The sequence below is a fragment of the Streptomyces neyagawaensis genome (assembly GCF_023516595.1).
Lineage (GTDB): Bacteria > Actinomycetota > Actinomycetes > Streptomycetales > Streptomycetaceae > Streptomyces > Streptomyces neyagawaensis.
On record NZ_JAMGBG010000117.1, the window covers coordinates 54282 to 75004 of the forward strand.

The 20723-nt window shown below is 70.1% G+C and carries 18 protein-coding genes and 1 pseudogene; 6 read left to right on the forward strand and 13 right to left on the reverse strand.

Annotation, left to right across the window (positions count from 1 at the left end; translation table 11 throughout):
• Positions 1-85: 85 nt before the first annotated feature.
• On the reverse strand, positions 86-1162 hold the full coding sequence (locus M8J73_RS34525) for an RNA ligase (ATP) (protein ID WP_249829487.1): 1077 nt from the start codon (positions 1160-1162) through the stop codon (positions 86-88).
• A gap of 135 nt (positions 1163-1297) precedes the next feature.
• Between M8J73_RS34525 and M8J73_RS34530 the strand changes: the two genes are divergently transcribed.
• Positions 1298-1819, forward strand: coding sequence for a hypothetical protein (locus tag M8J73_RS34530; protein ID WP_055539885.1), 522 nt, complete (start codon positions 1298-1300; stop codon positions 1817-1819).
• Positions 1820-1930: 111 nt separating this feature from the next.
• Here the strand turns inward: M8J73_RS34530 and M8J73_RS34535 are convergent, their stop codons facing one another.
• The gene (locus M8J73_RS34535) at positions 1931-2533 is read right to left on the reverse strand and encodes a hypothetical protein (protein WP_055521508.1); all 603 of its coding nucleotides are present in this window, start codon (positions 2531-2533) and stop codon (positions 1931-1933) included.
• 346 nt (positions 2534-2879) lie between these two features.
• Here M8J73_RS34535 and M8J73_RS34540 point away from each other — a divergent pair, with 346 nt between their 5' ends.
• On the forward strand, positions 2880-5714 hold the full coding sequence (locus M8J73_RS34540) for a penicillin acylase family protein (protein WP_079054961.1): 2835 nt from the start codon (positions 2880-2882) through the stop codon (positions 5712-5714).
• 39 nt (positions 5715-5753) lie between these two features.
• Here M8J73_RS34540 and M8J73_RS34545 read toward each other — a convergent pair whose 3' ends face one another.
• Positions 5754-7124 (reverse strand): hypothetical protein, encoded by a 1371-nt coding sequence (locus M8J73_RS34545; RefSeq protein WP_055539887.1) that lies wholly within the window; start codon positions 7122-7124, stop codon positions 5754-5756.
• 189 nt (positions 7125-7313) lie between these two features.
• Positions 7314-8567: an exo-beta-N-acetylmuramidase NamZ family protein gene (locus tag M8J73_RS34550; RefSeq protein ID WP_249829488.1), complete on the reverse strand. Its 1254-nt coding sequence runs from the start codon at positions 8565-8567 to the stop codon at positions 7314-7316.
• Between the two features lie 294 nt (positions 8568-8861).
• On the opposite strand from M8J73_RS34550, the gene M8J73_RS34555 reads away from it, so the two are divergent.
• The 3 genes from M8J73_RS34555 (at position 8862) to M8J73_RS34565 (ending at position 11229) form a co-directional block, all read left to right on the forward strand.
• On the forward strand, positions 8862-9623 hold the full coding sequence (locus M8J73_RS34555; RefSeq protein ID WP_249829489.1) for an SDR family oxidoreductase: 762 nt from the start codon (positions 8862-8864) through the stop codon (positions 9621-9623).
• Positions 9624-9772: 149 nt separating this feature from the next.
• On the forward strand, positions 9773-10366 hold the full coding sequence (locus tag M8J73_RS34560; RefSeq protein WP_055521512.1) for a TetR/AcrR family transcriptional regulator: 594 nt from the start codon (positions 9773-9775) through the stop codon (positions 10364-10366).
• A gap of 41 nt (positions 10367-10407) precedes the next feature.
• Positions 10408-11229 carry a hypothetical protein gene (locus M8J73_RS34565; protein WP_055540476.1) on the forward strand — a complete coding sequence of 274 codons (822 nt, stop codon included), beginning with the start codon at positions 10408-10410 and terminating at the stop codon, positions 11227-11229.
• Here the strand turns inward: M8J73_RS34565 and M8J73_RS34570 are convergent.
• The 3 genes from M8J73_RS34570 to M8J73_RS34580 are packed head-to-tail and all read right to left on the reverse strand — an operon-like array spanning position 11175 to position 14984.
• The gene (locus M8J73_RS34570; RefSeq protein WP_055540477.1) at positions 11175-12920 is read right to left on the reverse strand and encodes a type IV secretory system conjugative DNA transfer family protein; all 1746 of its coding nucleotides are present in this window, start codon (positions 12918-12920) and stop codon (positions 11175-11177) included. The genes M8J73_RS34565 and M8J73_RS34570 overlap by 55 nt on opposite strands.
• Positions 12921-12945: 25 nt before the next feature.
• On the reverse strand, positions 12946-13956 hold the full coding sequence (locus M8J73_RS34575; RefSeq protein ID WP_055540478.1) for a hypothetical protein: 1011 nt from the start codon (positions 13954-13956) through the stop codon (positions 12946-12948).
• Positions 13957-13964: 8 nt separating this feature from the next.
• A complete protein-coding gene (locus tag M8J73_RS34580; protein ID WP_055540479.1) occupies positions 13965-14984 on the reverse strand; it encodes an AAA family ATPase in 1020 nt (339 codons plus the stop codon).
• A gap of 196 nt (positions 14985-15180) precedes the next feature.
• Here M8J73_RS34580 and M8J73_RS45790 point away from each other — a divergent pair.
• Positions 15181-16012: pseudogene (locus M8J73_RS45790) on the forward strand (transposase); the annotation flags it as partial.
• On the opposite strand, the gene M8J73_RS34595 reads toward M8J73_RS45790, so the two are convergent.
• The 6 genes from M8J73_RS34595 to M8J73_RS34620 all read right to left on the reverse strand — a co-directional run bounded on the left by M8J73_RS34595 (position 16007) and on the right by M8J73_RS34620 (position 20720).
• A complete protein-coding gene (locus M8J73_RS34595; protein WP_055540480.1) occupies positions 16007-17224 on the reverse strand; it encodes an acyl-CoA dehydrogenase family protein in 1218 nt (405 codons plus the stop codon). The pseudogene M8J73_RS45790 and the gene M8J73_RS34595 overlap by 6 nt on opposite strands.
• A gap of 6 nt (positions 17225-17230) precedes the next feature.
• Positions 17231-18277 (reverse strand): phosphotransferase family protein, encoded by a 1047-nt coding sequence (locus tag M8J73_RS34600; protein ID WP_249829495.1) that lies wholly within the window; start codon positions 18275-18277, stop codon positions 17231-17233.
• 186 nt (positions 18278-18463) lie between these two features.
• A complete protein-coding gene (locus tag M8J73_RS34605) occupies positions 18464-19375 on the reverse strand; it encodes an MBL fold metallo-hydrolase (RefSeq protein WP_055542904.1) in 912 nt (303 codons plus the stop codon).
• 200 nt (positions 19376-19575) lie between these two features.
• Positions 19576-19872 (reverse strand): hypothetical protein, encoded by a 297-nt coding sequence (locus tag M8J73_RS34610; protein ID WP_055542905.1) that lies wholly within the window; start codon positions 19870-19872, stop codon positions 19576-19578.
• Between the two features lie 135 nt (positions 19873-20007).
• Positions 20008-20331 carry a DUF202 domain-containing protein gene (locus M8J73_RS34615; protein WP_055542906.1) on the reverse strand — a complete coding sequence of 108 codons (324 nt, stop codon included), beginning with the start codon at positions 20329-20331 and terminating at the stop codon, positions 20008-20010.
• Positions 20328-20720 (reverse strand): YidH family protein, encoded by a 393-nt coding sequence (locus M8J73_RS34620; RefSeq protein WP_055542907.1) that lies wholly within the window; start codon positions 20718-20720, stop codon positions 20328-20330. Before M8J73_RS34620 ends, M8J73_RS34615 begins: the two co-directional genes overlap by 4 nt.
• Positions 20721-20723 lie beyond the last annotated feature (3 nt).

The window sequence follows — 20723 nt, forward strand, 5'->3', positions numbered from 1 at the left end:
GGACCGTCGAGGGCCCGGGAGCGACCGCCGAGCGGCCGTTCCCGGGCCCCGCGCCCACGGGTCCCCCGAAGATCCCGTGGGGCCCTCACTCGTACTCGGTGCCGCCCTTGCGGGTCAGATACGCCGGGCTGACCGCCTTCGCGATGGCCCGTCCGCCCGTCACCGGGCTGTACCGCTCGACGGCCGGCCGGATGACCACGCCCTCGCGCAGATGCATCTCCCGCCCGGAGACGGTCTCCCGTCCTGTGGCGACCTCCAGGACCCGGTCGACGGCGTACGGGCCCTCGTACAGCCGGGGTACGAGGGGCAGTTCACCGTCGAGCAGGTCGGTCAGCTCCGCGGTGTCCAGCCAGCGGACCCGGCCGTCGATCTCCGCGGAGACGTCGAACACGGCGTAGCCGAGGCTCTCGCGGCGGCCGTCGGCGCCGTACGTCAGGTCCTGCACCCCGGCGCCGTACACCTCGCCGAAGACGCCGACCCGGCGCGCGCCGAGCCGCCGGGCGAGCCGGGCCGCGACCTCCGGGACCCCGTGGCCGTGGACGGCGCGCCAGTACAGGTTGCGCGGATCCTCCTTCAGCGCGAGGGACTTGGCGCCGAAGCCCTTCGAGGAGACCTGGACGCGGCCGTCCTCGGCGAGATACGTCATCAGGCAGGCCGAGCCGTGCAGCTTCTCGGTGAGGACCACCGGTTCGCCGGGCGTGAAGATGTCCGGGTAGCGCTGGATGTTCTCGATGTCGACCCAGGGCAGCAGATCCGGCGCGGTCTCGACCTCGCCGCTCATCGTGGGCGGGATCGGCGGCACCCACTTGACGATGCCGAGCCGCTCCGCGAAGTCGGTGCCCTCGGCGACCGCCGCCGTCAGGTCCACGTCGGCCAGCGCCTTCGGCCGGCACACGATGCCCTGCGACAGCTCGCCCCGCAGCCGTACGGCCTTCACCCGGTCCGCCCCGGAGCCGGCCAGCCGTCCGGTGAGCCCCAGCTCCTCGATCAGACCGGCCGGCAGCACGGACTGCTCCGGGATGTAGACAGCGGTGTCACCGGTGCGGAAGGCGCCCTTCGCCACGACGGCGCGGTACAGGCCCACCTGGGCCAGCTCCAGGGCGTCGGCGTTGGGGTGTTCATGGATCGTCAGCACTTCGGCGGTGACACGCAGGGTCGACATCGGGCACTCCTCGGGAGCTCAGCTCGGTTTCATCGACCCCAACTGTCCTTACGGGAAAGGGGTGGAGCGACATAATTTGCTGCTGATAAGGTCACGCGCCCCGGAGCGCCGGGCCCGGTACGAAGAGGAACGTCGATGAGCGTCGTCATATGTTCGCTGAAGTGGGAGAGCGCGCGCTCGGGGGCGCAGCGGATCAGCTACGACCCGGACGGGTACCACCTGGTGCGCTTCCCCTACGGCGTGTCGGAGGAGTCGTACGACCCGTGGAACATGCACGATCCGGCCAACGGCGGTGACACCCCGTCGGAGTTCCCCGACCCGCGTTCCGGGCTGATCTGGCCCAGCCACGACGGCTGGGGGGTGCTCTCCGCGATGGTGTTCTGGGAGGCGGACCCGAAGACGCTGGAGTACCGGGCCCGCTTCGTGCGCGACCCGCTCGACATGACCGACAGGAGATACGACTCCACGGCCACCACCGACAGCGCGCTCACCCGGGGCGGGCAGTTCCGCACGTATCTGTGGCAGATGTTCGTGAGCAAGGGCACACCGATCGGCCTGAAGGTGTCGGCGCGTGGGCTGGGGGACACCAGACGCTCCACGCCGCTCACCCTCGCCGAGTTCAAGCTCGCCATCCACACCGATGTCGAGGAGCCTTAGCCGACGGCACCGGCCCGCGGGGGCCGGGGTTCTCGGCGGGAGGCCCGGACATGGTGGGCGTCACGCCGTACAGGCACGGGGGTGCGGCATCCCCGGCGCACCCCCGCCGTGCTACGCCGACACCAGCATCCGAACGCGCCTGGTGCCGGCCAGGGCCTCGGGTGTCAGTACCGGACGCGGCACCACGATTCCGCACTCCGTGCAGACCGGGCCCGCGGACGGTTCATGGGCCAGGTCGTACTTCCAGACGAGGCGCTCGCCGTCGCACACCGGGCAGGTCGAGCCCGGTTCGCGCTCCAGCGCGGCGATCAGCCGGCGCAGCACCTCCGCGAGGGGTTCGTCGGGGTGGACCTTCGGGTCGTCGCACCAGGCGACGCCGAACCCGCCCCAGGTCAGCCGGTGCCAGTCGTCGACACTGCCCGGCCTGCGCAGCCCGTCGTGCTTCTCCTTCTTGCGGCGCTGCGCGAACTGCACTTCGTAGTCGAGCCAGACGGAGCGGGCCTCCTCCAACTCGTCCAGTGCGGCCACGAGCCGCGCTGGATCGGGGTTGCGGTCCTCGGGACCGAACCCGGCCCGGGAGCACAAGTGGTCCCAGGTCGCCCGATGCCCGTAAGGGGCAAACCTCTCCAGGCACTTGCGCAGCGAATAACGCCGCAGTGCCAGATCACACCGTGGATCGCGCACCTGTCTTGCCAGACTCCGGAAACCGGCCATCGCCCTGCACCTCCGTCACACCTGCACCTGTACTTCGGTCACTTCGGCGTCGTCCTCGGAACGTCGCGCGACGTCGCCGAATAGACGTATCGACACGCGATTCGGCTCCATCCGATTTCCGATGACCCCCATAAGTCGTCTACTGAGCCGTTCATGGACCGTTCCTGTCTGTGTCTGACCGTTGTTGACTTCTTCTTCCTGCTTACGACTCCTTCTGAGTGCCTGTTCATGCTGTCGGTCATCTGTGCGGCCGTGGGCGGCTTCGAAAAGATGACGCATGTTCACTTTCGAAGCAGGGGATACCGGCGGTAACATCCGGCCCCACCCCCCTTCGGGAGGAGCTGCCATGCCCTGGCACACCCCACGCATCTCACGCACCGCACCGGACGGAGTGAGAACTCCCCGTCGAATCCCGGAGTTCCTCAAGGCCGCCTCCGTATGCGCACTCGTTGCCGGTCTTTTGTCCCCTCTTTCCCCGGCTGCCCAGGCAGCGACCGCCGACACCAAAGCCGCACCGACCGCAGCCACCAAAGCCGCGGCGGCCGCCGCGAACGACTACTGCGGTGGCCAGTGCTCGGACATCCTGCCGCCGGGCCAGAACGGCAACGCCACCCTCGCCCAGATCCTGCTCAACCAGGCGTTCGGCAGCATGCCGGAGAACGCGAGCAACCAGCTCGGGCCCTACAACAACCTCGCCAAGGGGCACACCGGGCTCACCAACGCCACGATCAACACCTTCTTCAACGACGCGTCCTTCGGCGTCGCCTCCGACCAGGTCGCCTCCACCCTGAAGCCCGCCGGACGCACCGACGTCACGATCGTCCGCGACAAGAAGACCGGTGTGCCGCACATCACGGGCACCACCCGCTACGGCACCGAGTTCGGCGCCGGTTACGCCGCCGCCCAGGACCGGCTGTGGCTGATGGACGTCTTCCGGCACGTAGGCCGTGGCAAGCTCACCCCGTTCGCCGGTGGCGCCCCCTCCAACCAGGGCCTTGAACAGGAGTTCTGGCGGCACGCGCCCTACACCGAGGCCGATCTGCAGGCCCAGATCGACAAGGCCGTCGCCACCAACGGCGACCGCGGCCGCCAGGCCCTCGGCGACGTCAACGCCTACATCGACGGCATCAACGCCTACATCGACGCCTCCGACAGCGGCCGCTACTTCCCCGGCGAGTACGTCCTGACCGGCCACAAGGACTCCATCACCAACGCCGGCACCATAGAGAAGTTCAAGCCCACCGACCTGGTCGCCCTGGCCTCCGTCATCGGCGCCCTCTTCGGCTCGGGCGGCGGCGGCGAGGTCAACAACGCCCTGTCCCTGCTCGCCGCCCAGGAGAAGTACGGCGTCACCGAGGGCACCAAGGTCTGGGAGTCCTTCCGCGAGCGCAACGACCCCGAGGCGGGCCTGACCGTCCACGACGGCAGCTTCCCCTACGCCACCAAGCCGGCCGACCCGCAGGGCATGGCCCTGCCCGACAACGGCGCCGTCACCGAAGAACCCCTGGTGTACGACCGCACCGGAAGCGCGGCCGGCACCGCCTCCAAGAGCGTCTCGTCCAAGGCCACCGACAGCGCCCTCAGCTCCGCCCGGCGCGGAATGTCCAACGCCCTCGTCGTCGGCGGCAAGCACACCGCGAGCGGCCACCCCATCGCCGTCTTCGGCCCCCAGACCGGCTACTTCGCCCCGCAGCTGCTGATGCTCCAGGAGATCCAGGGCCCCGGCCTCAGCGCCCGCGGCGCCTCCTTCGCCGGCCTGAGCATGTACGTCGAACTCGGTCGCGGCCAGGACTACGCCTGGAGCGCCACCACCTCCGGCCAGGACATCATCGACGCGTACGCCGTCGAGCTGTGCCAGGACGACGTCCACTACCTGTACCACGGCACCTGCACCCCGATGGAGAAGGTCGAGCAGACCAACGCCTGGAAGCCCACCACCGCCGACTCCACCCCGGCCGGCTCGTACCGCATGCAGGTCTGGCGCACCAAGTACGGCCCGGTCACCCATCGCGCCACGGTCGGCGGCAAGAAGGTCGCCTACACCACCCTGCGCTCCTCGTACATGAACGAGGCCGAGTCGATCATCGGCTTCCAGATGCTGAACGACCCCGACTACGTGAAGGGCCCCGAGACCTTCCAGAAGGCCGTCCAGAACATCAACTACACCTTCAACTGGTTCTACGCCGACTCCCAGCACACCGCGTACTACAACAGCGGCGACAACCCGGTGCGCGCCGCGGGCGTCGACGCCGAGTTCCCCGCGTGGGCGCGGGCCCCGTACGAGTGGCGCGACTGGAACTCGGCCACCAACGTCGCCGACTACACCCCGCCCTCCGAGCACCCCAACTCCATCGACCAGGACTACTACATCTCCTGGAACAACAAGCAGGCCAAGGACTACCCCTCCGCCCCCTGGGGCAATGGCTCCGTGCACCGCGGCAACATCCTCGACGACCGGGTCAAGCGGCTCGTCGCGGCCGGCGGGGTCACCCGCGCCTCCCTGACCAAGGCCATGGCCGAGGCGGCCCTCGTCGACCTGCGCGCCGAGGACGTCGTCCCCGACCTGCTGAAGGTCGTCAACAGCAGCCCGGTCACCGACTCCGCCGCCGCGGCGGCCGTCACCAAGCTCCAGAACTGGGTCGCCTCCGGCTCGAAGCGCACGGAGACCTCCGCCGGTTCGAAGACCTACGCCGACGCCGACGCGATCCGCATCCTGGACGCCTGGTGGCCGCTGCTGGTGAAGGCCGAGTTCGAACCCGGCCTCGGCACGAAGCTGTACAACGCGATGACCGCCAACCTCCCCGTCGACGAGTCCCCGTCGGCCGCGCACGGCCCGACCGGCTCCCACGCCGGCAGCTCCTTCCAGTACGGCTGGTGGAGCTACGTCGACAAGGACATGCGCGCGGTTCTCGGCGAGTCGGTGCAGGGACCGCTCGGCCGGAAGTACTGCGGCGACGGCACCCTCAGCGCCTGCCGCACCCTTCTGATCAACACCCTCAAGGAGGCGGCCGGCAAGACCGCCGCCCAGGTCTACCCCGGGGACGAGTCCTGCTCGGCGGGCGACCAGTGGTGCGCCGACGCGATCATCCACCGGACCCTGGGAGGCATCAAGCACGGCAAGATCAGCTGGCAGAACCGGCCGACCTTCCAGCAGGTCGTGGAGTTCACCTCGCACCGGTGACCACCGGCGGCGGGTGACTCCCGTGCGGCGGCGGGCCGGTCAGACGACCCGGCCCGCCGCCAGCACGATCCGCGCCAGCTCCTGGTGACAGATGTCGCTGTGCGCGCCGGACGGCGCACCACCGCGCCGGACGACCGCCGACGCGTCGACGTTCACACACCCGGACGCCGGCAGCCGTCCGGCGAGCGCGGCGGACAGCGGGAACGAGAGGGTGCCCTTCACCGCCTTGATCCCGTCGTAGCCGAGCGCGCCCCACTTCGCGCCCAGCAGACTGTTCACGCTCAGGCCCCGCACCGTCCGCGCGTCGCCCGCCATCCGGGACGCCAGCGGATAGATCGTGCCGAGCGCCGAGTCGTGCCGGGAGTGGCAGCACACCAGGGGGCCGTCGACCCGCTTCTGCTGCCCGTTCAGCACTCCGCTCGCCCGGGGGTCGTGCGGCAGCCGCGCCGCGAACGCGTAGTGCGAGAACGCCGCCTGAAGCAGCGTCGCCGACTTCACCGTGCGCACCCCGCGCGGCAGCCCCCGCAGCGCGAACGACACCAGGCGCGCGCCGAAGCTGTGCCCCACGAGATGGACCCGGACGTCCGGCGCCCGCTCGGCCAGTTGCCCGAGCAGCCGCCCGAGCCCTCGCTCCCCGACCGTCCCGGCCCGCCGCTTCATCGCGAAGTACGTGGCCTGCCGCAGCAGTTCGTGGGCGCCGTCCCAGACCTGCGGCCCCGGGGCGGCGGCACCGGTCATGACGGCCGAGGGCCCGGTGGCGGACGCGGCCAAGGACGCTCCGGCCACCGCGTCGGCTGCCGCCGCGACCTCCGCCAGCGCCGCGGCGAACTCCGCGCACACCCCCGCCGTCTCCCCGCACAGCATCCCGGGCGTGCCCTCGGGCACCCCCTCGGCCAGCGTGTCCGCCGTGAACGCGCCCTGCGGCCCCTGCGGCGGCACCTCCACCAGCAGCCGTGCGAGCCTGCCGAACTCCTCCAACGAGGCGCTCTCGTCCGGCCGTTGCTCCAACAGCCGCGCCAGCTGCTCCACGAGCGTGGCCCGGCCCGGGAACACCTCCAGGAGCGCGTGCCGGGTGCGCTTGTCGAGCGCGGGACGGGCGGGACCCAGGGCCGGCACCGGCCGGTAGTCCGGGATCGGCTCGTCCGAGAACCGCATCGACGGCCACAGCACCCCGACATAACCGAGCCGGGCCGACGGGGCGAGCGCCGGGAACGGGGCGAAGAACCTGCTGTACAGGCCCGTGGCCCCGGAACGGTCGCTGTTCCAACCGTGGGCGAAGACCACCAGGTCCACCACCCCGCGCCGCACCACCCCGTCGAGCAGCCGGTCCCGCTGACCCGTGTCGACGTCACCGTCCGCGTCGAAGGTCACTTCCCAGTAGGGCGCCACGCTCATGTCCGAAGCCGCCATGACGAGCCCCCTTCGACCGCGTTGGTGCGCTCAGGCGCATGGTCCTGCCAACGGCGAAGGATGGCCATACGTCACGTACGGCTCTTTCGCGCGGACCTCGGGACGGGACATCGGGACGTGGACGTCGGGGACGCGGATATCGGGGACGGTGACATCAGGGCCCAGGTGCGGCCCGGCGTCCCGGGCGGGTCACCGGTAGAGCAGATACTCCTCGCGCACCTTCCGGAACGCCCTGAGCTCCTCCTGCCAGCCGGCCACGACCTCGTCGGTGTCCGCCCCGGCGTCGATCATCGTGCGCACCCGAGTCGACCCGGTGAGCTTGTCGATCCAGTTGTCCGGACGCCAGGCGAAGCCGCTCCACACCTTCTTCGCGGTGACGAGCAGACCGATCCCGGTGCGCACGGGGTCGTACGCCGCCCGGTCGTGCACGTGGATCTGCACGCCGCCGACGGTCTTCCCCTGGAACTTGGAGAACGTGGGCGTGAAGTACGCCTCCCGGAAGTGGGCGCCCGGCAGCCCCAGGTCGTTCGCGGCGGCCGCCCACCGCCGGTCGATGCCCTCCGCGCCGAGCAGCTCGAACGGGCGGGTGGTGCCCCGCCCCTCCGAGAGGTTGGTCCCCTCGAAGAGGCCCGTCCCCGCGTACACGAGCGCGGTGTCCGGGGTCGGCATGTTCGGGCTCGGCGGCACCCAGGGCAGCCCCGAGGAGTCGTAGAACCGCGACCGCTTCCACCCGGACATCAGCACCGTCTCCAGCGGTACGGGCTCCTCCAGGAACTCCCCGTTGAACAGCCGCGCCAGCTCCGCCACCGTCATCCCGTGCGCCTGCGAGACGGGCTGCCGCCCGACGAACGTCGCGAACTCCTTGTGCAGGACGGGCCCCTGCGCCGACCGCCCGGTCACCGGGTTGGGCCGGTCGAGCACGACGAAGCGCTTCCCCGCGAGCCGGGCCGCCTCCATGCAGTCGTACAACGTCCAGATGTAGGTGTAGAAGCGGGCGCCCACGTCCTGGATGTCGAAGACGACCGTGTCCACCCCGGAGGCGGTGAAGATGTCCGCGAGGGCGCGGCCGCTCTTCTGGTACGTGTCGTACACGGGCAGCCCCGTCGCCGGGTCGTCGTGGCGGCCCTCGGAGCCGCCGGCCTGGGCCGTGCCCCGGAAGCCGTGCTCGGGGCCGAAGACCGCGGTCAGGTCCACGCGGTCGTCGGCGTGCATGACGTCGACGATGTGGCGGGCGTCGCGGGTGATCCCCGTGGGGTTGGTGACGACGCCGATCCGCCGGCCGTCGAGGAGCCGGTAGCCGCCGGCCGCCAGGCGCTCGAAGCCGGTGCGCAGCCGCGAGGAGGCCGTCTCCCCGGAGGGCGGCGCACCGCCGGGGGAGGCGCAGGCAGTGGTGGCCGCGGCGGCGGTGGAGGCGGCGAGGAAGGTGCGGCGGGAGAGGCGCATGGGGGTGACCTCCGGGGCGCGGGTGGGGGAAGCGGCGTCCCTGCAAGCTAAGCGCTTCCCCGGGCGGTTTGTAGCCCGCGCGTCCGTCACGGCCGGTCGGGCGTTTCGCCGCGCGCCTGTCACGGCCGGTCGCGCGTTTCCCCGTACGCCCGTCACGCCCCGGTCGGGGCGTGTCCCCGCGCGTCGGTACGGCGGTGTCCAGGCACCCCTTCCTCACAACATACCGACCGGTTAGTCTGATGGCGGACGATGAGCCGTTCATCATGGTCGTGAGCCTCGCGTAAGGAGACCGGAGTGGGTGTCGTGCAGGGTGCGGGAGTGGTGGTCACGGGGGCCGGGGGCGGGATCGGAGCCGCGCTGGCCCGGCGGTTCGCGGCGGAGGGTGCCCGGGTCGTCGTGAACGACCTCGACGGGGACCGGGCGAAGGCCGTGGCCGACGAGATCGGCGGGATCGCCCTGCCCGGGGACGCCTCGGAGATCGTCGCCCCGGCGCGCGAGGCACTCGACGGCACGGTCGACGTGTACTGCGCCAACGCGGGGCTCGCCAGCGGCGGCACGGAAGCCGCCGACGAGAAGGTGTGGGCGCTCGCCTGGGACGTGAACGTGATGGCGCACGTCCGGGCGGCCCACGCACTGCTCCCGCAGTGGCTGGAGCGCGGCAGCGGGCGTTTCGTCTCCACGGTCTCGGCGGCCGGGCTGCTCACGATGATCGGCGCGGCCCCCTACAGCGTCACCAAGCACGGGGCGTACGCCTTCGCCGAGTGGCTGTCCCTCACCTACCGCCACCGGGGCCTCAAGGTGCACGCGATCTGCCCCCAGGGGGTGCGCACCGACATGCTGACGGCGTCCGGCAGCGCGGGCGACCTCGTGCTCGCGCCGACCGCGATCGAACCGGAGGACGTCGCCGACGCGCTGTTCGACGGCATCGAGAAGGACCGCTTCCTGATCCTGCCGCATCCCGAGGTGGCCGACTTCTACCAGGCGCGGGCGACCGACCCGGAGCGCTGGCTGACGAACATGAACCACATCCAGCAGAAGTGGGAAGCCGCGGGCTGACCCACCTGCCCGGCGGACCGGGCGCCGGGAGTGGGATGATCCTTCGACGGGATCGTCCCCTTCCGGCCATTCCGGCCGGCCGGGAACCGTTCGACGGCCGTGGGACGACCAGTAGGCGACGACAGAACTCCGAAAGGCAGGTGGCGGAAGTGCCCAGGACGACGGACGGAGACGGTACCCCCGTCCCGCAGCGGCTGCTGGCCGCCGCCACCCGGCTCTTCGCCGAGCGCGGCTACGACCGCACGTCCGTGCAGGAGATCGTCGAGGCGGCGGGCGTCACCAAGGGCGCGCTGTACCACTACTTCGGTTCCAAGGACGACCTGCTGCACGAGGTGTACGCGCGCGTGCTGCGGATCCAGCAGGAGCGGCTCGACGCGTTCGCGGGCGCCGACGCGCCGGTGGAGGAGCGGCTGCGGGGCGCCGCCGCCGACGTCGTCGTCACCACCATCGACAACCTCGACGACGCGATGATCTTCTTCCGCTCGATGCACCACCTGAGCCCCGAGAAGAACAAGCAGGTCCGCGCCGAGCGCCGCCGCTACCACGAGCGCTTCCGCGCGCTGATCGAGGAGGGCCAGGAGTCGGGCGTCTTCTCCAAGGCCACCCCCGCGGACCTGGTCGTCGACTACCACTTCGGCTCCGTCCACCACCTGTCCACGTGGTACCGCCCGGACGGCCCGATGGGCCCACAGGAGGTCGCCGACCATCTGGCCGACCTGCTGCTGCGCGCGCTGAGGCCGTAGGCGTTCTTGCCGGGGTTCGGTGGGGCGGTCACCATGGCTGAATGAGTTCCGGGACGGGCCCCTCGAGCCCTGGGGGCGGTTCTGCCGACCCCGATCTGTGGCAGCGCAGAGTCACCCGCTGGGCCTCCGCCCTCGCCGTTCTCTTCCTGGGCCTGCTCACCGCGGCCGTACTGGCGTGGCGGGAGGGGAGCCTGGCCGGGAATCTGGTCAACACGGTGGTGGCTGCGGCCAACGTGGCCTTCGTCATCTTCACCTGGGCCGTCTTCAAGGCAGGTCAGGAACAGATCGCCCAGATGCGCAGGGAGTACACCCACGCGGAGCAGGTCTACGAAGAGGCGGTGCGAGCCCGTCTGGACCAGACGGGTCCACGTGTCAGCGTCTCCTTCGACAGCTGGGACGCCGCCCTGGAGAAGGACGACCAGGGCAACCACCTGCAGCCCGGGGCCGTCGTCGCCGACGGCCAGCGGGTACGGGTGAGAACCCTCTGGCTGGTGAAGAACTGGGGACCGGAACCCGTCATCGTCACCCGTCGGGACATGGCCGACCCGGGGTGTCCGCACGGGCGGCGCGTGCTGCCGGGTGCAAGGACCTCCCTCACGTTCGAGAGGCAGGGCACGGTTGCGGACTGGAAGCTGGCTGACGGTTCATGGGAATGCGACATCGAGGTGATCGCCGAGGATCTGAGCGGCGCCGTGCGGGACCGGCACAGCTGGGAGGGGACCTTGCGGCTGTTCGTGGAGGTCCAGGACGGGGTGAGACTGGTGGCTCCCGACATCTCGCACGACGCCGTCGCGCGTCGAGAACGTTCCTACCCCGACCGGCCTCCGTCGCCGTTGCGAAGCCGTAGCGTTCGGATCCCCTGATCCAACAGCTTGCGGTGAGCTGCGCTGGCGGAGCGACGGACAACGAGTGGTGCCTCAGCGACATGAGCGGCCCGACACGGCAGAAGCACCTGTTGGACTTGCCGGGCGGCCTGCCGTAGATCCTCTGACCCGATCGGCTCGCCGTCGGTTTCGTCGAGCAGCTTCAACAGGATGTCGACGGCCGGACGGTGCGCGAACCAGCAGGGCAGGATCTGGGTGCCGAGTTGGTGCGTGTTCACGGCCTCGATGACGAAGTCACGAAGGTACTCCAACTCGTCCAGCGACGCAGCGGGCACCGGATCGGGCGGTGTCGACGACTGTTGCGCGGGCACGGGACGAGGAGGGTTCCTGAGGTATGCACGCCGAGCTTCCTTCACCGCATCGCGTAACCGGGGCGAGCTGTTCCAACGGCGGAGCTGCATGAGCTTGGCGGGTAGACCGCCGTACAAGCACAGCACGGTTTCGGCCGGCATCTCCCGCAGATCGGAACGCCGCCAGCCGCGATGGCTGTGCCCGCGCACGTCCGACTGCTGGAGCAACTCGTGCAGGAAATCACCGGTCCGCGGGTCGCTGTTGCCTGGGAGGAAGAGTTTGCCCCGGTGATTGTTGACGATGAGGGCGCCGCGGTCCTCGCCGTACGTGGCGCGGAGTTGGCTCATGTCGTGGAAGACGGAGATCAGTTGGATGCCGCTGCCCGCCGCCGTCGTCGCGAACGTGTCCAGGTCGTCGAGGCGCGCGATGTTGCCCGCCTCGTCCAGGCACAGCATGAGCGGCACCTGGATGATCGCCTGTCCGTCCTCCTCCGGTACACCGTTCCTGTCGATCGTCGCGCTGACCGTCTGCCGTGCCAGAGCCGTGAAGAGCGGCATGAACTGCTTCTGCTGGTGCGGTGGAGCGCACAGGAACAGAGTGTGCGGTCTGCCGTCGAGGAAGGTCTGCAGAGGCAGGCGCCTGGTCTGCGCGCAGCGTCGGTTCACACCTTCCAGGGCGAACACTTCCAGGGTGCCGGCCGCCGTGGCGCAGATATTGGCGTAGGTGTCGCGGTGGTACTGGTCGTAGCCCAGCAGGCGGGTGATGCAGCGTTCCCAGCCGCCCGCCTGCGGGTCCCTGTCATACCGTTGCCGACGCTCGATCAGCAGGGTCACCATGTCGCCGGGCTGGCCCTGGTTCAGCCATTCCAGGACGTCGCCCATGGTGGCCTCGGTCCGTGCCGCGGCGTAGAGCAGAGGAGTGAGCAACAACCGTGCGTGACTCGCCCAGAAGTCGCCGCCTCGCATCGTCCGGAAATCCGTGCCGCTGGTCAGGCTCTCCGCCTGGCGTACCGCGTCGTCCCAGTCCCGGATGGAGTCCAGAGGGCTCCAGCCGACGCAGTAGGGCGCGAAGCGCCTGCCGATGGACTCGGTCAAGCCTGCCGGATCGAAGATGAACACCTCGCCGAGGCTGCTGCGGTGCCTCAAGGTGGCCGCGATGACATCGAAGCGCACGGACGTGACCAGACACGGCCCCGACCATTCGAGAACGGCCGGGATGACCACGCCCGTGGTCTTGCCGCTCCTCTGCGGCCCGAAGACGATGAGCGGCTGCCGGTCCTCGCAGCGGTACACGCCCCGTTCGTCGGCGCCGAGAGCCACGCGACGGCCGCCGCCGTCGTCGTCCTGGGATGTGAAGAGCTGTCGGAACTCATGGTCCATGCGACGCCAGTCCTCTCCCCCGACCTCAGGCCAGGCTGCCCGAGGTCGTGTCGAAGTCGTATCCCTCGGTGACGGACGCGAGGAACCCCGCGAGGCCGATGTCACGGAAGAACGACACGTACGCGTCCGCACCGGCCGCCGGCTGGAGGAAGTGGTGGGCGTTCAGTGAGACGCGCGTGCCCTGCTGGTCGGCCCCTGAGTGCTCGCCGCTGTACACGAGTTGGAAGAACAGGCCGCTCCAGTCGGAAGCCGCGGGAGCCATGACCTGGAGGTGCTCGCTCACGCTCAACTGGGTCGGATGGCGGCGACTGACGCGATAGTCCATGCGCCCGAAGTCGTGGTAGTCGCCCTGCGGGGCCCCGTTGGTGCTGCGCTCGATCCGGCCTCCGGCGTCGGGCAGCCGGATCGCGATGTTCTCCATCATGACGTCGAGGTTGCGCGCGCGGTCGTTGAACCGGTGGCGGCGGAAGTTGTGGCAGACGACGTCGAAGGTGAAGTCCGCGGTCAGGAGTTTCACCCGTTTGGTGATCTCGTCCGGCGCGATCCCACTGCTCTGCTCACCCTCGAGGGCTCGGTGCAGCTCGGCGTCAAGGGCTGCTATCGCCTTGCGGAGGATATCCGGCAGGGTCGGCATGAGGCGCGTGTACCAGCGGTGGAACGTGCGCAGCGTCGAACCCGGACGGGTGAGCTGCACCCGCCCGTTGCCATAGAAGGTAAGATTGAAGGCGTAGTCCGTGTCGAGGAACTGGAAGAGCAACCGCTCGTCGTCGATCGCGGTTTCCAGGGCGGGAAGGTTGGCGAACTTCGCTTTGATGAGAGCTTCCTCGATGGCTCCATGCAAACGAAGCGCGACGCGGCTCGCATCGATGAGTCGCGACCAGCGGCCCACGCCGGAGAACACTGCCTGGAAGGTGAACTTCCGTATGTTTTGTACGGATTCCGCGAAACCCGTGCAGAAGTCCTCCCAGGTCAGCTGTTCCAGGAATGCCCCGGTGTAGTTGCGGTCACGCAAAGCGCGCTCGAGTTCGGGCTGCATGCTCTCCCTCAGTCGGTAGGCGTGGGGTCGTAGGTGTTCCGCGCGTGGTCGTAGGTTCCGTTTTTCAGCTGCCGGTAGACCGCGAGGGAAAGGGGGAAGCGGCTCGGCCCACCGAGGCGGTCCGTTCCCCCGTCGGTGTGGATCAGGTGATTCGCCAAGTCGTGCAATACGGGGAAGAGCTCCTGGTGCAGGCCCCGAGCTCCGAGCTTCGACTGGCAGGCGGCTGTGGCGATGGCGGACAGCACTGCGGGTTCGATGTCCAGCAGATATCCGTGGCGACGGAAGTACTCGCGGTAGAAGACCAGCGGTGAGACGTCATCCTGTTCGAGGATCTGCCACAATGCCCCGACGTCCAGCGGGTCGAAACGGATGATGACGGGCAGCCGGGCGGTCAGTTCCTCGATGAATCCGTAGCGGTGGACATCCTCAGGCCTGATCACATCACCCCAGCCGTGACCGACCTCCCGCATGTCGCGAAACCGGTCGATGTTGGTGAAGGCGCCCGCCGCGATGAACAGGATTCCGCGTGTGTCGAGCACGCGCGGGTGCTCGAACTCATCGGGAGCGAGGTCCAGCCCGTCACTCTCGATGAACTGGAGGAGCCGGCGCTGTATTGCCGCGGTGTCCTCCGTCGCCTTTCCGAACCGTAACTTGTCGAACTCGTCCAAGAAGATGATCCCGCGGGCCGCGCGATCCTCCGGAGTGCCGGGCCCTTCCATCGACCGGGCTCGTTTCACCAGCAGGCTCAAGACCCCCTCAAGGGAGAGACTGGCTGAACTGCCGGTGCCGACAAGTCGGGTGGAGTCCACTACCACGCAGGGAATGTCGAGGGCATCGGCTGCGACACGGATGGCGTGCGTCTTGCCGGTGCCCGTCGGGCCGATGATCAGTGCGTTGGGCGGGCGGTGTTGCGGGTCGGGCGCGTCGTTCCATGCGAAGTGCATGTCGATAAGGCGACTGAGCGCCCTGATCGCCCGATTCTGCCCCACTACCAGTCGATCCAGCTGCGCCTGAACGGAATCAGCCATGCGCATCCCCCCGATCGCAAGGATCGTACGTCGGGAAGATGCGCACAAGCGAGATGTTGTCAGAAAATCAAGCTGAATGTCCGATAGTTGCTGCCGCTGCTCCGGGGTCCGTCGCCCGGAATCGCAGGCACTCAGGTTGAACTCGTGGAGTCCGGAGGCCCGTGACGGTTCTTGATCGTTGCGTTACGACGTCGTCCTGCTGTACGCGCATGGGGGCGTGCTGACGCCCAAGGAGCAGGAAAAGCGGGAGCGGGTGCGCCTTTTGGCGGCCGAGCGGTTTGCACGTGGTGAGAAGACCGAGGTCGTCGCGAGGGCGCTTCGGGTGACGTCGCGGTCCGTGCGACGTTGGCGGCGGGAGTGGGAGCAGGGCGGTGCGGACGCCCTGCGCTCGAAGGGGTCGGCCTCGGTGGAACGGCTCAGTTCCGGGCAATGGGAGTGGCTGGAGCGGGAGCTGAAGCGGGGAGGCGGGCCAAGGGCTGAGGCCGCCGAAGGGACGCATGTGGGCACCGCGCGGAGCCCGGCGGTGGTGCGTGTGCGCGGTCGCAGCCGGGGACGGGTCAACATCGCCGGAGTGGTCTGCTACAGCGCCGGACACCGCTCCCGGTTCTTCTTCAAGCTGGCCATCTGGCACGGGCGCCAGGGTGAGCCGAAGGCGTCTCCTGGCGCCAGTACCGCGATCTGATCGTCATGACCACATTCAGCTCGGCACCCCGGTGGTGTGGTGCTGGGACAGTCTGAGCGTGCATATGGTCAAGGAGCTGGCCGACTTTGCCGAGGAGCACCAGGACTGGTTACTTCTCTTCCAGATGCCCTCCTACGCACCCGGGCTGAACCCGGCCGAGGGGACCTGGGCGCTCCTCAAGCGGCACCTGTTAGCCGCCGCAGACCTCGCGCACCTCACCCTCGTGATCAAGCGGAAGCTGAAGAAGATCCAGTACCGGCCCCACCTGGTCGACGGCTGTCTGCCACCCACCGGTCTGACCATGGACGGCGGCGCGATCGGACCGCCGGACTCCACGAGTTCAACCGGAGTACTTCTTCAGCTCCCGCCGCGCCAGCGACCGCTGGTGCACCTCGTCCGGCCCGTCCGCGATCATCAGCGTCCTCGCCCCCGCGTACAGCTCGGCCAGCGGGAAGTCCTGGCTGACGCCGCCCGCCCCGTGCAGCTGGATCGCCCGGTCGATGATGTCGACGACGGTCCGCGGGGTCGCGATCTTGATGGCCTGGATCTCGGTGTGGGCCCCCCGGTTGCCGACCGTGTCCATCATCCACGCGGTCTTCAGCACCAGCAGCCGCAGCTGCTCGACCGCGACGCGCGCGTCCGCGATCCAGTTGTGCACCACGCCCTGCTGGGCCAGCGCCTTGCCGAACGCCTCGCGGGCCACCGCCCGTCGGCACATCAGCTCGATCGCCCGCTCGGCCATCCCGATGAGCCGCATGCAGTGGTGGATGCGGCCGGGCCCGAGCCGGGCCTGGGCGATGGCGAAGCCGCCGCCCTCCTCACCGATCAGGTTCGACACCGGCACCCGCGCCCGGTCGAAGATCACCTCGGCGTGCCCGCCGTGGTAGTGGTCCTCGTACCCGAAGACCCGCATGGCCCGCTTCACGGTGACGCCCGGTGTGTCACGGGGCACCAGCACCATCGACTGCTGGCGGCGGATGTCGGCCCCGTCCGGGTCCGTCTTGCCCATCACGATGAAGATCTTGCAGTCGGGGTTCATCGCCCCGGAGATGTACCACTTGCGCCCGGTGATGACGTAGTCGTCGCCGTCCCGCTCGATGAGCGTGGTGATGTTGGTGGCGTCGGACGAGGCCACCTCCGGCTCCGTCATCGCGAAGGCGGACCGGATCTCACCGGCGAGCAGCGGCTCCAGCCACTGCTTCTTCTGCGTGTCGTCGCCGAACTGCGTCAGCACCTCCATGTTGCCGGTGTCCGGCGCCGCGCAGTTCAGCGCGGTCGGCGCCAGCTGCGGCGAACGCCCGGTGATCTCGGCGAGCGGAGCGTACTGGAGGTTGGTGAGGCCGGCCCCGTACTCGGAGTCCGGCAGGAAGAGGTTCCACAGGCCCTGCCTGCGGGCCTCGGCCTTCAGCTCCTCCACCACGGCCGGCGTGTCCCACGGCGAGTCCAGCTCGGCCCGCTGCTCCTCGGCGACGGCCTCGGCCGGGTACACGTGCTCGTCCATGAAGGCGAGGAGCTTGGCGCGCAGCTCCTCCGTGCGGGCGTCGAAAGCGAAGTCCATGGTGGATCAGCCCTCCTGGGAGCCGGAACCGGAGCCGGTACGAAGAGTCGTCAGGCCGTGTTCGATGAAGACGGGGACCAGGTCGCCGATGCGGTCGAAGCCGCGGCCGACGGTCTGGCCGAGGGTGTACCGGTAGTGGATGCCCTCCAGGATCACGGCGAGCTTGAACCACGCGAACGCCGTGTACCAGGCCACGGACGACACGTCCCGGCCCGAGCGCTCGGCGTAGCGGGCCACGATCTCGGCGGGATCGGGGTGCCCGGCGGCCGTCGCGGTCGTCGAGACGGGGGAGTCGGGCAGCCCGAGCGGCACGCTGTACATCACCAGCAGCCCCAGATCCGTCAGCGGGTCGCCGAGCGTGGACATCTCCCAGTCGAGGATCGCCCTGATCCGGTCGTCCTCGCCCAGCAGGACGTTGTCCAGCCGGTAGTCGCCGTGGACGATTGCCGGCGCGGGGGAGTGGGGGAGCTGCCGGCCGAGGGCCGCGTGCAGTTCGTCGATGCCGGCCAGCTCGCGGTTGCGGGACGCGTCGAGCTGCTTGCCCCAGCGCCGCAGCTGCCGGTCGAGGAAGCCCTCCGGGCGCCCGAAGTCGGCGAGGCCCACCTCGGCCGGATCCACCGCGTGCAGCTCCACCAGGGTGTCGACCAGGCCCAGTACGGCTGCCCGGGTGCGCTCGGCGCCGAGCGGCGCGAGCTGCTCGGCGGTGCGGTACGGGGTGCCCTCGACGAAGTCCATGACGTAGAAGGGCGCGCCGAGCACCTCCTCGTCCTCGCACAGCAGGACGGGGCGCGGCACGGGGACGTCCGTCGGGTGCAGCGCGCTGATCACCCGGTGCTCGCGCCTCATGTCGTGCGCGGTCGCGAGGACATGGCCGAGCGGCGGCCGCCGGACGACCCACTTGGCGACGCCGTCGGTGACCTCGTACGTCAGATTCGACCGCCCGCCCTCGATCAGCCGGCCGGTGAGCGGACCGGCCACCAGCCCGGGCCGCTCGGCGTCGAGCAGGGCGCGGAGCCGGTCGGGGTCGAGACCTGGCGGGTGGTCTGGGCGCATCATTGCTCCTACACGCGGGGAGAACGGAACCAGACACATGATGCCGACCGGTCGGTATGTCGTCCAGTGGGTGAGGCGAAAGTGATCGGTGTCTCGACGGGATCCGGCCTCGCGCAGCCGGATCCCGATACCGATGCCGTCACCCGGGGGTCCAGGTGCCGAGGGCGTCTCCGCGCCGTCCGGGCGTCACGCGTGGCAGGTCATCATCTCCCCGCCGTTGATGGTCGCCATGTCCATGAACCCGGCGAACGGGTCCACGCCCTCGCCCTCGGGCAGCCCGTCCAGCTCGGCGTAGGCCCGGTGCAGGTTCGCCACCAGCCGCTCGCTCTCGGGGAGCGCGGCGTACTCGCCGAGATCCGTGGTCCGGGCCGCCTCCAACGGAGTGAGCCCCGCCGCGCGGGACTTCTCCGCGACCTCCGCCACGAACCGGGTGTACCGCTCGGCCCGGTCGAACGCCGACGGGTCCGTCACCGGCCCGTGCCCCGGTACGACGGTCTCGGCGCCCAGCTCCCGCATCAGCGCGAGGGCGCGCAGCGAGCCGCTCAGCGACCCCATCAGGAAGAACGGCGTACCGCCCTCGAACACCAGGTCCCCCGCGAACAGGATCCTCCGGTGCGGCAGCCAGACCAGCGAGTCGCCGACCGTGTGCGAGACACCGGGGTGGATCATCTGCGCCTCGATGTCCCCGACGTGCACGGTCATCCGGTCGTCGTACGTCAGGTCCGCGCCCTGGATGCCGATGTCGCCGAAGTCGGTCTGCGGCCACAGCAGATGCAGGTGCTGCCCGCTGGCCAGGGCCTCCCGGCGGCAGGCGGAGTGCGAGACGAGGGTGGCGGCCGGCGTGAAGAAGCCGTTGCCGTAGGTGTGGTCGCCGTGGTGGTGGGTGTTGACCAGGAAGCGCGGGGTGGGGACGCCGGTCGCGTCGAGCGCGGCGCCCAGCGCCCGGGTCCGGCGTTCGGTCGCGGCGGTGTCCACCAGCAGGGTGGTCGTCCCGTCGCTCACGAACCCGGAGTTGTTGAGACACCATCCGCCGTCCGGCTGCACATACGCGTACACGTCACTCGCCAGCTCGACGGTGTACGGCTCCGCTGCGGTCATCGTGATCCCCTTCATCCCAGAATCGCCCCCAACTGGTGCTCAGAGCCTGCCAGTCGGCGACGGCCCACCGTAATCCGGGGCACCGGGAACACGCGGGTGACCGCCCGGGGCCACCGGGGCCACCGGGGCCACCGCCCGGCGGGCGGCCTCCGGCGGGCGGCCCCCGGCGAGCGGGTGGCCGCCCGGCCGTCAGAAGGGCCCTAGTGGTCGTCCCAGTGGCCGTCGTGCGCCGCGTGGCGGTGGCCGTCGTGCACATAGTCCACGTGGTCCCCGTGCGCGACCGTCGGATGCCCGCACCCGTCGCCGTGCTCGTGGGCGTGCCCGTCGTGCTCCGTGTGACCGCTCGGCTCGCACTCGTCCCAGTGCCCGCCGTGCTCGCGGTGCAGATGCCCGTCGTGCGCGTAGTCGGTGTGGTCGCCGTGCGGCACGGCCGTGTGTCCGCAGGCGGGGCCGTGGTCGTGGTCGTGGACGGGGTGTTCCTGGTGAACGGTGGTCATGGTGCTGCTCACCTTCAGTGGTGCGGGGGTGACATCCCCAAGGTAGGCACAGAACTCCCTGTTCCTCCTCTGCGAAACCTCATGCGCACCCCAAGCCTCGGCCACGGTTCACCCACCCGCCGGGCGGCGCCGAGGTCAGACCACCAGGGCCGCCCCGCACACCGCGAGGGCGACCGTGCACAGCACGGCCGTGGCGGCCACACGCGGCGCGAGAGCCGCGGGCCGGGGGCTCGCCAGGGCGCCGATCCGGCGGTGGGCGAGCCCCAGGAGCCCCAGCCACAGCGCCGCGCACAGGGCTGCCGCCACGATCCCGGACGCCGGGGCGCCGCCGTGCAGCGCGGACTTCATGGCGAGCACGGCGATCACGGCCCCGGTCAGTGTCGTTCGCCGCCACGCCAGCCGGGTCCTCTCCGGCTGGAGCCCCGGATCGCGCGCGGCGGCCGCTCGGCGAGGGGTCACCCCTCCCACCCGAGCAGGACGACGGCCACCATGGCGATCGCGACGACGGCGACCACGACGCCCAGCGCGGCCGGGAAGCGGGACACCGGCAGGTCCTCGCCCCGCCGCATCGCCCGTTCGCACCGCACCCAGTGGTTCACGGCCCGGAACGCGCACAGCACCCCGGCACCGAGCAGGGCGAGCGCGAGTCCCACGCGCCACCCCCAGCGCAGGTCCGGCAGGAACTGGTCCACCGCGAACCCGCCGCCGATGAGGGCGAGCGCGGTGCGCAGCCACGCCAGGAACGTGCGCTCGTTGGCCAGCGAGAACCGGTAGTCGGGCGTGCCGCCCTCCTCGCGGATCTCCTCCGGCGCGAACCAGAGCCGGACGTTCCGCACGAATTCGATCACTTG